At 55.7% G+C, this 12458-nt stretch carries 14 protein-coding genes; 9 read left to right on the top strand and 5 right to left on the bottom strand.

Features of this window, described 5'->3' with window-relative positions:
* The first annotated feature begins 59 nt into the window (after nucleotides 1-59).
* Complete coding sequence (locus tag C4S74_RS10330) at nucleotides 60-1025, top strand: patatin-like phospholipase family protein (protein WP_103995240.1); 966 nt, start codon at nucleotides 60-62, stop codon at nucleotides 1023-1025.
* A gap of 203 nt (nucleotides 1026-1228) precedes the next feature.
* Here the strand turns inward: C4S74_RS10330 and C4S74_RS10325 are convergent, their stop codons facing one another.
* Entirely contained in the window at nucleotides 1229-1516 is a 288-nt protein-coding gene (locus C4S74_RS10325) for a hypothetical protein (protein ID WP_103995239.1), read from the bottom strand.
* On the bottom strand, nucleotides 1513-2463 hold the full coding sequence (locus C4S74_RS10320) for a DUF1385 domain-containing protein (protein ID WP_103995238.1): 951 nt from the start codon (nucleotides 2461-2463) through the stop codon (nucleotides 1513-1515). The genes C4S74_RS10325 and C4S74_RS10320 overlap by 4 nt, the downstream gene beginning before the upstream one ends.
* Before the next feature lie 160 nt (nucleotides 2464-2623).
* Here C4S74_RS10320 and C4S74_RS10315 point away from each other — a divergent pair, with 160 nt between their 5' ends.
* The 8 genes from C4S74_RS10315 to C4S74_RS10280 all read left to right on the top strand — a co-directional run bounded on the left by C4S74_RS10315 (nucleotide 2624) and on the right by C4S74_RS10280 (nucleotide 9877).
* Nucleotides 2624-3181, top strand: a complete 558-nt coding sequence (locus C4S74_RS10315) for a YqhR family membrane protein (protein WP_103995237.1) — start codon at nucleotides 2624-2626, stop codon at nucleotides 3179-3181.
* Nucleotides 3182-3275: 94 nt separating this feature from the next.
* The gene (gene aroQ, locus C4S74_RS10310; RefSeq protein ID WP_103995236.1) at nucleotides 3276-3719 is read left to right on the top strand and encodes a type II 3-dehydroquinate dehydratase; all 444 of its coding nucleotides are present in this window, start codon (nucleotides 3276-3278) and stop codon (nucleotides 3717-3719) included.
* Between the two features lie 4 nt (nucleotides 3720-3723).
* Nucleotides 3724-4794, top strand: a complete 1071-nt coding sequence (locus tag C4S74_RS10305; RefSeq protein WP_103995235.1) for a Xaa-Pro peptidase family protein — start codon at nucleotides 3724-3726, stop codon at nucleotides 4792-4794.
* A gap of 26 nt (nucleotides 4795-4820) precedes the next feature.
* Nucleotides 4821-5378 carry an elongation factor P gene (efp, locus tag C4S74_RS10300; protein WP_042228653.1) on the top strand — a complete coding sequence of 186 codons (558 nt, stop codon included), beginning with the start codon at nucleotides 4821-4823 and terminating at the stop codon, nucleotides 5376-5378.
* A gap of 225 nt (nucleotides 5379-5603) precedes the next feature.
* The gene (locus C4S74_RS10295) at nucleotides 5604-6635 is read left to right on the top strand and encodes an ABC transporter substrate-binding protein (protein WP_103995234.1); all 1032 of its coding nucleotides are present in this window, start codon (nucleotides 5604-5606) and stop codon (nucleotides 6633-6635) included.
* A gap of 64 nt (nucleotides 6636-6699) precedes the next feature.
* The gene (locus C4S74_RS10290) at nucleotides 6700-7623 is read left to right on the top strand and encodes an ABC transporter permease (RefSeq protein WP_103995233.1); all 924 of its coding nucleotides are present in this window, start codon (nucleotides 6700-6702) and stop codon (nucleotides 7621-7623) included.
* Nucleotides 7610-8404: an ABC transporter ATP-binding protein gene (locus C4S74_RS10285; RefSeq protein WP_103995232.1), complete on the top strand. Its 795-nt coding sequence runs from the start codon at nucleotides 7610-7612 to the stop codon at nucleotides 8402-8404. Before C4S74_RS10290 ends, C4S74_RS10285 begins: the two co-directional genes overlap by 14 nt.
* A gap of 216 nt (nucleotides 8405-8620) precedes the next feature.
* Nucleotides 8621-9877: an aspartate kinase gene (locus tag C4S74_RS10280; RefSeq protein ID WP_103995231.1), complete on the top strand. Its 1257-nt coding sequence runs from the start codon at nucleotides 8621-8623 to the stop codon at nucleotides 9875-9877.
* Between the two features lie 171 nt (nucleotides 9878-10048).
* Here C4S74_RS10280 and C4S74_RS10275 read toward each other — a convergent pair whose 3' ends face one another.
* From C4S74_RS10275 to C4S74_RS10265, 3 genes are all read right to left on the bottom strand, one after another.
* Nucleotides 10049-10513 (bottom strand): DUF441 domain-containing protein, encoded by a 465-nt coding sequence (locus C4S74_RS10275; protein WP_103995230.1) that lies wholly within the window; start codon nucleotides 10511-10513, stop codon nucleotides 10049-10051.
* A gap of 280 nt (nucleotides 10514-10793) precedes the next feature.
* Nucleotides 10794-11531 (bottom strand): 2-phosphosulfolactate phosphatase, encoded by a 738-nt coding sequence (locus tag C4S74_RS10270; protein WP_103995229.1) that lies wholly within the window; start codon nucleotides 11529-11531, stop codon nucleotides 10794-10796.
* The gene (locus C4S74_RS10265; protein WP_103995228.1) at nucleotides 11521-12366 is read right to left on the bottom strand and encodes a phosphosulfolactate synthase; all 846 of its coding nucleotides are present in this window, start codon (nucleotides 12364-12366) and stop codon (nucleotides 11521-11523) included. Before C4S74_RS10265 ends, C4S74_RS10270 begins: the two co-directional genes overlap by 11 nt.
* Nucleotides 12367-12458 lie beyond the last annotated feature (92 nt).

The raw sequence follows: 12458 nt of genomic DNA, 5'->3' as shown, positions 1-12458 counted from the left end.
GCGTCTAGGAACGTCCGCTGCCGCATACATACCTAGGGAAGGTGTGCGGAGGTGGCGGAATGAAAATAAACGCGGTATTCGAGGGCGGCGGAGTCAAAGGAATCGCTCTGGCAGGGGCTGTCAGCTCCGCGATGGATAACGGATTCGAGTTTCACGACGTGGCGGGTACCTCGTCCGGTTCCATCGTGGCGGCTTTTCTCGCGGCGGGGTACACGGGGGAAGAAATCAAGCGGCTCATTATTGAAACGCCGTTTCACAAATTTCTAAAGCGCTCTCCCATATTCGATACGGGAATTGTAGGGTCGGCCGCCAGGCTGATTTGGAAAAAGGGGCTCTATTCCGGTGACGCCCTGGAAGATTGGGTCCGCCATAAACTGGAGGTCAAAGGAATCCGGAAATTCGGCGACCTGCGCAAAAACCAGCTGCGGATCGTGGCTTCGGATATTTCCCAGGGCAAGCTGCTCGTTTTTCCCGACGACGTCGCCCAGTACGGGATCGATCCCGGCCGATTCTCCATTGCCCGCGCCGTCCGGATGAGCTCTTCGATTCCGTATTTTTTCGATCCCGTGAAAATCCGGAAACCCGCGCGGCAGACCCGGCACGACGAGCCGTTCCGCAACCAGTTTGTATACATTGTGGACGGGGCTATTCTGAGCAACTTTCCGCTGTGGCTTTTCGACGAGCCGGAGCAGCAGCCTAGCCGTATTCCGACTCTCGGTTTCTCCCTGGTCGGCAAAATTCCGAAGCATATTCATAAAATCAACGGGGTTATCTCCATGTTTCAGGCGTTGTTTACGACCATGATGGACGCCCATGATACCCGGTACATCGAAGAGAACAATTATTTCCGGACGATCAAAATACCCGCGCTTAACGTGAATTCGACCCAGTTCAATCTGACCCTGGAAGACAGCGAAAACCTGTACGAAGCGGGATACCGGGCTTCCGACGACTATTTCCGCAAGTGGTCCATGCATCTGTATGAGTCCGCTTACGAAAAATATGTTCTCCGCAAGCCGGTATGAGGAGGCGGATGCGGGCAGGAGCGGCTGTTCGGAAATCGGCTGAACTTTACGGCTGCCTATAAGGCTGCCTGTACGGCGCAGGACGAAAGAGCCTGTAACCCTCGCCGGCATAGTATTACAAGAGTAAAGCCGCCGGGAACGGCAGCCTATCCCGCCACAAAAAAAGCGGACCTTCTAAGGTCCGCTTTTGTATTTCCATATTCTCAGTGGTATCTCGGCGGGTCCTCTGGAGGGTCGGAAGGCTTGCTGCCTTCAATGACCCGGAACTTGGCTTTCCGCCTCCGCTCCGATGCCGAGAGCCGATCCGGCTTACGGCCTGCGGAGCGTGTTTTGTAGGAGGTGCCCTGCCCCTTCCGGGGAGCCATCTTGTACAGGACGAAAATCAGGCCGAGTACGAGGATGGGAATGAGAAACTGGTTTAAGCTGTAGGCGAGTCCGATCAGAGCGAGCGCCGCGATGACGACGGTAGCGGCCGACCAACGGCGGTTCATGCGCTTGCCTTGGATTGGGTGAGCCGGCTTTCGGCTTCCCGCATCCGGTTGAATGAGGCGATCGATACTTCCACCTGATCGTCCGTAGGCTCTTTGGTCGTCAGCTTTTGCAGCCAGAGCCCCGGATAACCGAGGAAACGGAGAACCGGCACTTCACGAAGCGAGTTCGTAAAACGGAGCACTTCGTAAGAAACGCCGATGATGACCGGCAGAAGAACCAGGCGCTGAATGATGCGGTCGATCATATTGTCGTAGGTGAAGAACGAATAAATGATGACCCCGATGATGACGGTAAAGACGATAAAACTGCTGCCGCAGCGGTAATGAAGCGTGCTGAACTTCTGGACGTTGCGGACATTGAGCTCGACGCCGGCTTCGTAGGCGGAAATGACTTTGTGCTCGGCGCCGTGGTACTGGAACAGCCGTTTGATGACCGGCGTAAGCGAAATGATGTAAATATAGGACACGAGCAAAACGATCTTGATCAGTCCTTCGATGATGTTATGCCAGATCTGATGCTCCTGGAAAAAGCGTCCGAACAGCGTCTGTTCCAGAATAGCCGGAACGAGCGTGAAGATCACTTTCCCCATCAGGAAGGACAGGACGCCGACTACGGCAACCCCGAGAATCATCGACAGGCTGAAGCCCGACTTCTCTTCCTTAGCGGGAGCCTTGCCTTCGCCTTCCTCTTCTTCCGCGAAGCTTTCGGCCGAGAAGTTGAGGTGCTGCGCGCCCTTCGCACTGGATTCGATAATTCCGACGATGCCGCGGAGCAGCGGGATTTTCTTCAATTTGTTGACCCAGCCGATCTCGGTCTTGGGAACTTCAAGAAAATCGATGGTGCGGTCTTTCTTGCGGACCGCGGTAACATGAACATTCCGGCCGGCAAACATGACGCCTTCAATAACGGCTTGTCCGCCGTAAATGCTTGTATTGGATTGTGACACGTTCTATCCACCTTCTCTAAATAGCTGGTTTCTTCTCTATTTTAGCGAATTTTCCAGCAGAATGCCACCGCTTTCTGTTCGGGTTAAGAAGCGGGAATTGGTACATACTAGGCGAGACGTGAATTTACGGATAATGGAACAGCCGGGAGGAAAAAGGAAGATGATTAACTACACGCAGGCGACAGCCGCGGCAGGACATGGAAAAGCTGCCGGCGGTCAAAGAAAGTCGTTTTCGCAAAACGGCGGAGCGGCCGGAGACGAGAAGAAGACGAACCGGGCTTTTTTCGCCCTGTATCTGGGTTTTTTTGCGGGAGTAATCTGGGGGGGCGTCAAAATCATCGAGTATATCTTCAAGTTTACAAGAATTATTCCCGCTTTTCTGGCCGAACCGTTTTACAGGCACGACTTTTTGATTACATGGCAGGGCACGCTGGTGGGCTGGGTGTTTTTTATCGTGTTTTCGATCCTCGCGTCTTTCATCTATATGTTTCTGTTAGGGAAAGTAAGAGGACCCTGGATGGGGGTCGGGTACGGAATCACGTGGTGGTGCCTGCTCTATCTGGCGATCGGCCCCTGGACGGGCATGATGGGCTGGCTGTACTACAGCGACTGGAACACGATCCTGACGGATTTTTGCCTCTTTCTGCTCTGGGGGATGTTTATCGGCTATTCGACCGCCTTCGAATTTACGGAAGAGCACAGCCGCAAGCCCGCCTAGCCAGCTACCTTTTCCAAGCAACTTATGGTAAAATGGCTACGGTAAAGCGAGAAGCCGGAGCACGTTCGGCCGGCTATGAAGGAGGCGCCTCAGCGTGAATAAAGTGCTGGTCCTTAACGGGCCGAACTTGAATATGCTCGGTATACGGGAGCCGGCCGTTTACGGAAAGACGTCGCTCATGGATATTGAAGCGGCGATGACGGAAATAGCGGGAACGCTGGATCTCCAGCTGACCTTCCACCAGTCCAACCACGAGGGCCGGCTGATCGACTGGATTCACGAAGCCCACGGGACGATGGACGGGATTCTGATCAATCCCGGGGCTTTCACCCATTACAGCTACGCCATTCGCGACGCGATCTCATCGGTCGGACTGCCCGCCGTAGAGGTGCATCTGTCGAACATTCACAAGCGTGAGGAGTTCCGGCACCATTCCGTTCTGGCCGCCGTAATGGTGGGACAGATTGCGGGCTTCGGGGCTTTCGGCTATGAACTCGGATTAAGAGCGCTTCATCAACACTTTTTGGAAGCTAGGTGATATTATGCAGGACAAGCGTCTGGAACGTCTCCGCCGGCAGCTGACCAAGCAGGGAATTCCTGCGGTACTCGTTACGAACGCCATCAACCGCAGATACTTGACGGGCTTTACGGGCAGCGCGGGTATCGTGCTGGTAACGGGCGGCAGAGCCGTCCTTATTACGGATTTCCGGTATATGGAGCAGGCTCCGAAAGAAGCCGCGGGCTACGAAGTTATCGACCATCAAGGTGAAATCGGCCGGACTATTCTGGATATTCTCGGCAAAGAGTCGATCAAGCAGCTCGGCTTTGAAGAAAATGACTTGACTTATTCCGCTTATTCCGGCTATACTGGCGATTTGCAAGGGGTTGAATTGATCCCGACCGGCGGTATTGTGGAGAAGCTCAGGATCGTCAAAGACGAGTCCGAGCTCAAAATCATGCAGGAAGCCGCAGATCTGGCGGACCGGACTTTTTCTTACATACTAACGAGATTGAGAACGGGCGTGACCGAAAAGCAGATCGCGCTGGAGATGGAAATTTTCATCCGGGAGAACGGAGGCACATCCTCCTCGTTCGATACGATCGTCGCTTCCGGCGAAAGATCGGCTCTTCCTCACGGTGTGGCGAGTGACCGGGTGCTTCAGCCCAACGAATTCGTCAAACTGGATTTCGGCGCCTTGTATAAAGGCTACTGCTCCGACATTACCCGCACCGTCGTGCTGGGTCAGCCTTCGGACAGGCACAAGGAAATTTACGGCATTGTACTCGAAGCCCAGCTGAACTGTGTCGGCAGCTTGAAGCCCGGCATGACGGGAAGCGAAGGCGACGCGCTCTGCCGCGATATTATTGCCGGCTACGGGTACGGGGACAACTTCGGCCATAGTACGGGACACGGTCTCGGGATGGAAGTCCACGAGCAGCCGCGGCTTGCCAAAGGCTTTGCGGGCGTTCTTGAGCCCGGCATGGTCGTGACGGTCGAACCGGGCATTTATATCCCGGGGTTCGGCGGCGTCCGCATCGAAGACGACGTTGTCATCGAGCAAAACGGTATCCGTCTGCTGACGCATTCCACGAAAGAGCTTATCACCATTTGATTTATTTCCAGGAGGGAACTTGAGACGTGATTTCAGTTAACGATTTCAAAACAGGCTTAACGATTGTAGTAGATAACGATTTATTCTCCGTAATCGATTTCCAGCACGTAAAACCGGGTAAAGGCGCCGCGTTCGTCCGCTCCAAGCTGAAGAACCTGCGCAACGGCAACGTGGTGGAGAAAACATTCCGCGCAGGAGAGAACGTGGGCCGCGCTCATATCGAAAACCGCGAAATGCAGTACCTGTATGCCAGCGGTTCCGAGTACACGTTCATGGATACGGAAACTTACGACCAGATCTCCCTGGAAGAAGCGCAGCTGAAATGGGAGCTGAATTTCCTCAAAGAAAACATGAACATCCACATCATGAGCTACCAGGGAGAAATCCTCGGGATCAACCTGCCTAACAGCGTTGAGCTCAAAGTCGTTGAAACGGAGCCGGGCGTTAAAGGCAACACGGCTCAAGGCGCAACGAAGAACGCGAAGGTGGAAACCGGCCTGAACGTTCAAGTACCGCTTTTCATCAACGAAAACGACGTCCTTCTGATCGATACGCGCGAAGGCAAATATATCTCCCGCGCCTAGTTTGCAGGCTCGATATGCCCCTGATTCCCGCCAAGGAATCGGGGGCTTTTTGCGCTCCGGCGGACGGAGGGAAAAGGGTTCAAAAAATATCATTTCGGGAATGAAACGTTTTCATTGACGACTTTAGGCCAGCGGGTTATTATATCAATAACGCTTTACAGGTTTTATGCTTTCATGCAGTAAAACATTAATTCAACCGATGGTTAATTTTAGGGGGAAAAACAGATGAAAATGAAACCGTTCGTTACGCTTTTACTGGCGGCTTCTTTGGTCACCGCCGCAGGCTGCGGCAAACAGGCGGCACCGGAAACAACTGGCGGGGCGGCCTCCGCGGCTCCGGAAGGCAAAAAAGTAAAAATCGGCATTATGCAAATCGTCGAGCATCCGTCTCTGGATGCCGCCCGCCAAGGATTTATCGCGGCTCTGAAGGACAACGGCTATGAAGACAAGAAAACGGCCGAGATCGATTACCAGAATGCGCAGAACGATATGAACAACAACACTTCGATCGCACAGAAATTCGCGGCTGACAAAAAAGACCTTGTGCTGGGCATTGCGACACCTTCCGCGCTTGCTGCGGCGCAGACCGTCCAGGACGCGCCCGTCCTGTTTACGGCTGTGACGGATCCCGTCGACGCGAAGCTCGTCAAAAGCATCGAGAAGCCGGGCGGCAACGTGACGGGCACTTCGGACCTGGATCCCAAGGCCGTCGACCAGCTGACGGAGTTTGTGGGCAAGCAGTTCCCGAACGTGAAGACGGTCGGAATCATCGCGAACGAAGGGGAGCGCAACTCCCAGGTGCAGGTGAAGCAGGCGGCGGAAGCTTTCGCCAAGCATAATATCAAAGTCGTCAAAGCATCGCCTTCCAACAGCTCCGAGGTGAAGCAGGCGGCGGAATCGCTGATCGGCAAAGCCGACGCGCTGTACGTGCCGCTCGACAACACGGTCGTTTCGGCCTTGAACGCGGTGATCCAGGTCGCGGAGCAGGGCAAGAAGCCCCTGTTCGTAGGCGAGAACGATTCCGTTAAAGCCGGCGGTTTTGCGGGCTACGGTTCCAACTACTACGATTTGGGATATACGACAGGTCTTCAAGCCGTCGAAATTTTGAAAAACGGTAAAAAGCCTGCGGACATTCCGGTCGGATATCCGAAAAAGCTCGATCTGGCCATCAACATGAAAGCCGCTAAAAATATGGGCGTTGAAGTCACGGACGCAATGAAAGCGGAAGTGAAAGAAAAGGCCAACCTGTTTGAATAAGAAAGAATGGGGGCGGCTTCGGATTTCGAAGCCGCCTTATGATTGAACACGAAACGGAGTGAACATGATGACCATCGACTGGGGAGCGGTCGTGCAGGGATCGTTTGAACAAGGGCTGCTTTACGCGATTATGGCGCTCGGCGTATACCTGACCTTCCGCATTTTGGATTTTCCGGATTTGACCGTGGACGGAAGTTTTACGACGGGAGCATCCATCGCGGCGATCATGATTACCAACGGGATATCGCCTCTGCTCGCCACATTGGCGGCATTTGCGGGAGGAGCGATTGCCGGGCTTATTACCGGTCTGCTGCATACAAAAGGCAAAATCAACGCCCTTCTATCCGGGATTCTCATGATGATCGCCCTGTATTCGATCAATCTGAGAATTATGGGCAAAGCGAACACCTCCTTGTTCGGTAGCGAGGTTCTGATCAGCAAAGAATCGCTGCTGTATATCATGCCGATCATCGTAGTTGCCCTCAAACTCGCCTTGGACTGGTTTCTTCACACGGAGCTGGGACTTGCGCTGCGGGCCACCGGCGACAACAAACGGATGATCCGGAGCTTCGGCGTCAATACCGATAACACGATTATTCTCGGGGTTTCCCTTTCGAACGGTCTGGTGGCGTTATCCGGCGCGCTGGTCGCCCAATATCTCGGTTTTGCGGATATGCAGATGGGCGTAGGCATGATCGTCGTCGGCCTGGCTTCCGTCATTATCGGGGAAGCGCTTTTCGGGACGAAAACGATTATCCGGGCCACCCTAGCCGTTGTGCTAGGTGCAATCGTCTACCGGTTCGTCGTGGCGATCGCGCTGCAGGTCGGTCTGGAATCGACGGACATGAAGCTGATGACCGCACTAATCGTCATCATCGCGTTAACGCTGCCGAAAATCCAGAGTTCTCTGAAACAGAAGGCGATTATCCGCAAACGGAAAGCGCAACTTGCGGAGAAGAGCGGAGGTGTGGAGCATGCTTCACATTGATCGAGCATCCAAAATATTCAACCCGGCAACCCCGGATGAGAAAGTCGCTCTTTCGGACATACAGCTGCACCTCGCTCCCGGCGATTTCGTTACGGTCATCGGCAGCAACGGAGCCGGAAAATCGACGCTCATGAACGTCATTTCCGGCGTGATGCAGCCCGATTACGGCGTCGTCCGCATCGAGGGCAAAGACATCACGTCGCTCTCCGAGCATAAGCGCAGCCGCTGGATCGGCCGTGTTTTCCAGGACCCGATGGCAGGCACGGCGCCTACCATGACAATCCAGGAAAACCTCGCCATGGCGCTGGCACGTGCGGGCAAGCGCGGCTTCGGACTGGGCGTGACCAAGCGGAGGAAGCACGCGTTCAAGGAACACCTGGAGCGGCTCGGCATCGGCCTGGAGAACCGGTTGAACGCCAAGGTCGGTCTTCTCTCCGGAGGGGAGCGCCAGGCGCTCAGCTTGCTGATGGCCACCTTTACGCAGCCGAACATTCTTCTGCTGGATGAGCACACGGCGGCACTTGATCCGTCCCGTGCGGAGCTGATCACCCGGCTCACGAAACAGATCGTGGAGGAGTCGAAGCTCACGACGCTGATGGTGACGCACAACATGGAGCAGGCCATCCGGCTCGGAAACAGGCTGATCATGATGGACAAGGGCCGGATCATTCTCGACATTCCGGCGGCTTCGAAACAGGATCTGACCGTAGAGAAGCTGCTCCGGGAATTCGAAAAAATCCGCGGCGAGAAGTTCGTCGACGACCGGGTTGTATTAGGTTAATCTACCGGGTCGAGCATTCAGGAAAGCGTGTCTGCGGCCGGACAACGGAGCAGGCACGCTTTCTTTTTTTTCATATAAATAGAATGTGATTTCCTCCAATTCTGCTGGGGATAAGGGGAAATGTCGGACAGTGTTGTTTTCTGCTCCCACAATTCCGAACGTTTATGCTATAATGATCTACAATTATTCATTTGCAAGCATAGGGAGTGAACAGGGTTGTCATTAATTGTGATGAAATTCGGCGGCAGCTCCGTTGGCGATGCCGAACGGATGAAACGTGTGGCCAAGCGGATCGTGGACCGCAAAAGAGAAGGACACCGCTGTGTCGTAGTCGTTTCCGCGATGGGCGACACGACGGACGATCTCATCGATTTGTCCAAGCAGTTGTATGACGGCACACCGCCGGCAAGAGAAATGGATATGCTGCTGACTACGGGAGAGCAGGTTTCGGTCTCGCTTTTATCGATGGCGATCCAAAATTTGGGCGAACCGGCCGTTTCCTACACCGGCTGGCAGAGCGGCATGATTACGGAAAATCTGCACGGTAAAGCCCGCATCACGGACATTCAGCCCCACCGGATTCACACGGCGCTTGAGAAAGACAACGTCGTGATCGTGGCGGGCTTCCAGGGCATGACCGAAGACGGCGAGATTACGACGCTCGGACGCGGCGGATCCGATACGACCGCTGTGGCGCTGGCCGCGGCGATTCATGCCGATCTATGCGAAATTTACACAGACGTAGACGGGATCTACACAACCGACCCCCGTGTTGTCAAAAATGCGCGAAAATTGAAAGAAATCTCGTATGACGAGATGCTGGAGCTTGCCAATCTGGGAGCTGCGGTTCTGCACCCCCGTGCAGTGGAATATGCCAAAAATTACAATGTGGCGCTTGTCGTTCGTTCGAGTTTCACTCAAAACGAAGGCACGTATGTCAAGGAGGAAGCGGAGATGGAACAAGGAATCGTCGTAAGAGGCATCGCGTACGATAAAAATATCGCTAGAATCAGCATTCTGGGCGTACCGGACAAACCGGGCCAGCTGGCCAAAGTGTTTACATCCCTGGCGGCTGAACAGATTGACGTGGATATTATCGTACAAAGCGGCGTATTGAACGGCCTGGCCGATTTCTCCTTCTCCGTCTCGCTTTCCGACCGCGACAAGGCGCTTCAGACCATCGAAAACATCCGTGGAGAGATCGGTTTCCGCGAAGTGACTTCCGAAGGCGATCTTGTTAAAATCTCGATCGTCGGCGCCGGCATGGTCAGCACACCGGGAGTGGCGGCCAAAATGTTCGACGAGCTCTCGAAAATCGGCGTCAGCATTAACATGGTCTCCACGTCGGAAATCAAAATTTCCTGCGTGATCGACGGTAAGCTGCTGCCGGAAGCCGTGCAGGCTCTTCACACGGCTTACGGACTCGACGCCCAGGAGCAGGTATTCGTGGGCGGCCCGCAGGATAGACGTTAATTCGTCGTTCCGGTCAGGGGAATCGTCCCGCAACCGCGGCTTTTTAAGCGGAAGCATGAAAAATAACCTAAAACAAAACCGGCCCCGAAAGGCCGGCCAGGCGCTTAACTGTCCGAGGACAGTTAAGCGCTTTTTTTTATTTCCAGGCTGCAAATCCGCGATGGTCGGAACTCAGGAGATGCGGTCGGCGACGAACGTGAATATTTTCAGCAGTACGGCTGTTATGCCTGCGGCCATCAACGGACCGACGGGGATGCCCCGCATAAAAATGATGCCGAAAATAGAGCCGATCACGAGCCCCACGATCAATTGGGGATCGACTTTTAATAAATCGAGCCCTTTGCCGTTCATGTAGGTGGCGATTGCGCCTCCGGACAAAGCGAGAATGCCGGGCCAAGTCGTAAACACCGTCAAGATATCCTTATACGAAATGCGTTCGCTCGCGAAAGGGACGAGCACGCCCATCGTCAGAAACAGCAATCCGAGCTCCAGCCCCCTTCGTTCGATGGCGGGCAGGTAGCGGTCGAGGCTGATCAGCTTGACGACGAGCAGGACACAAGCCGCCGTTGTAATAATGGGGGAGCGTCCGATCATGCCGACGATAATCAGAATAACGAGAAGCAGATCTCCGTTCATGGGAAAACTCCTTGTACCAGTCTCCCTTTATTGTATGAACGGGGACAGGTTTTAGAACGAGCTCTCCGGTACGGATACGGCTAGGTGCAAGCGTAGGGAAGCCATCGTTGTGCCGGGCGTCAATCCGTACGCCATGCGGAAGACAGCAGGCGGCAAGCGGCAGCTCGGCAAGTTGTCAGGCTTCGTCACCGACTGCCGTTATCAGCCGCGTTACCAGAAGTGTCACCAGCCGCGTCACCGGCTCCGGCACCGGCTCCGGTACGGGCATCCCGTCCCGCATTCAGCGGGCAAAATGCTCCCTGGCCGGCGTGCAGGGAACGAGGACGCCGGCTTTCAGCACCGGAACGACCTCCGAGACGTTCACGCGGGCGGCGAAAGCCGTGTCCGCTTCGCAGCCGATGGAAGCCAGCCTGCGGCCGCTGCCGCAGGCCGCCAGCGGCTCGGCGGGATCGTCCGCATGCCGCTCGTAGCAGGCCGCGAGGCTGCGGCCCAGATCGCAGACGTCCGCGCCCCCTCCGCAGAGCCGCTGCAGCGCGGAGACGATGAGCCCGGCGCAGAGGCCGTCCTCGAAGCAGAACGCGCCGGCTGTGCCTGCGCATACAATCGCGATGTCGCGTTTCCAACCGGCGGCCGCCCTAGCGCATGCTTCGCCGTTCAGCAGGGACGCCGCCACGATTTTATCCGCCGGAGCCGCTTTCTGCAGCGCCCGGGTGCCGTTGGTCGTGGTCAGCACGACCCGGCGTCCGCCGACGGCTTCCGGCGTATACTCCAGCGGCGAGTTGCCGAGGTCGAAGCCGGGAATGCGCCGGCAGCGGCGTTCTCCGCCGAGCACGTCCTCCTTCCCGCGCAGCATGACGGCCTGCTGGACGGACTCGGCGGGAAGAACGCCGGAGCTGCCGCTTTCCAGCGCGGCCGTGATCGTCGTTGTCGCCCTCAGCACGTCGATGACGATAGCGGTCCGCCCGGCCAGCAGATCGCTTCGCACTTCGCCGAGGGTCGGAATGACGTCAATCCGCATGGACTTCGGCGCCTTCTTCCCGTCGGCTTTTCCTGAGCTTTGCGCCGAAATGGAACGTGTCGGACCGCAGGCCGCGGCGTAGCGCCTCCAGAGCGATCACATCGGCCGGAGCGACATTGCCGAGGTGGACGTCAGGCCCCAGCAGCTCCAGCAGATGAATCTGCTGATTTTTGAGCGGAGCCTCCCAGAGGAGAATATCCGGGCTTGGAACCGAGCGGAGAACCCCGTTAAGCTCCTCATCCTTGCAGGCGCCGTTCTCGTCGAAGATGCCGACCCCCACCCCGGATTCCCGGGCTTCGATCGTAACGAGCTCCGCGCCCATCTCCGCATCCCCGGTTACCGTAGCGACCAGCGCATCCGCTTCTACCGAAGAGCCCCAGCATTTTTTGCCATACTCCGTGACTACTTTAAGTCCGGCTTCAATCCCCCGGACGATCAGCTCGCTGCGGATACTCCGGTCCAGCTCGATCGTGCCGTCCGATATTTCGACACAAGTGAAACCCATCGCCGCGACCGTGTCGAAATAAGACGAAATAAGTCCTTCCTGGACCGCCACCTCCAGAAATGTGCCGCCCGGATAGATATCGATCCCCAAAGCTTTCGCACGTTCGATCTTGTGCCGGAGCAGTTCCCGCGGATAGAGCGGGGAAGTGCCGAAGCCCAGCTTTATATAATCCACATGTTCTCCGGCGGCCTGCAGCAAATCGTCGTAGGCGTTCAGGCCGAGGCCTTTGTCCATAACCATCGTTTTTCCGAGTGTTCGGGGTTTTCTTTGCCGGCACCCTGTCGGATCGGCGAGAATCGGATGCCACTTTTTGCAAGAAGACTCTTCCATAACGTCCTCACCTCAGTACTTTCCGGTGGAGTAAATTTCGTAGTCATCTTATGCGGCCGTTTCTGGGTAGGTGCCGGGTATGCCTAAAATCA

The organism is Paenibacillus sp. UNC499MF, from assembly GCF_900107975.1.
GTDB lineage: Bacteria > Bacillota > Bacilli > Paenibacillales > NBRC-103111 > Paenibacillus_F.
This window is presented reverse-complemented; position numbering and strand designations above follow the sequence as displayed.

Coding starts and splice junctions, on each gene's coding strand:
- C4S74_RS10315 (WP_103995237.1), top strand. CDS start 2,624: ATGATTAACTACACGCAGGCGACAGCCGCGGCAGGACATGGAAAAGCT.
- C4S74_RS10295 (WP_103995234.1), top strand. CDS start 5,604: ATGAAAATGAAACCGTTCGTTACGCTTTTACTGGCGGCTTCTTTGGTC.
- C4S74_RS10285 (WP_103995232.1), top strand. CDS start 7,610: ATGCTTCACATTGATCGAGCATCCAAAATATTCAACCCGGCAACCCCG.
- C4S74_RS10275 (WP_103995230.1), bottom strand. CDS start 10,513: ATGAACGGAGATCTGCTTCTCGTTATTCTGATTATCGTCGGCATGATC.
- C4S74_RS10305 (WP_103995235.1), top strand. CDS start 3,724: ATGCAGGACAAGCGTCTGGAACGTCTCCGCCGGCAGCTGACCAAGCAG.
- C4S74_RS10265 (WP_103995228.1), bottom strand. CDS start 12,366: ATGGAAGAGTCTTCTTGCAAAAAGTGGCATCCGATTCTCGCCGATCCG.
- C4S74_RS10270 (WP_103995229.1), bottom strand. CDS start 11,531: ATGCGGATTGACGTCATTCCGACCCTCGGCGAAGTGCGAAGCGATCTG.
- C4S74_RS10290 (WP_103995233.1), top strand. CDS start 6,700: ATGATGACCATCGACTGGGGAGCGGTCGTGCAGGGATCGTTTGAACAA.
- C4S74_RS10325 (WP_103995239.1), bottom strand. CDS start 1,516: ATGAACCGCCGTTGGTCGGCCGCTACCGTCGTCATCGCGGCGCTCGCT.
- C4S74_RS10330 (WP_103995240.1), top strand. CDS start 60: ATGAAAATAAACGCGGTATTCGAGGGCGGCGGAGTCAAAGGAATCGCT.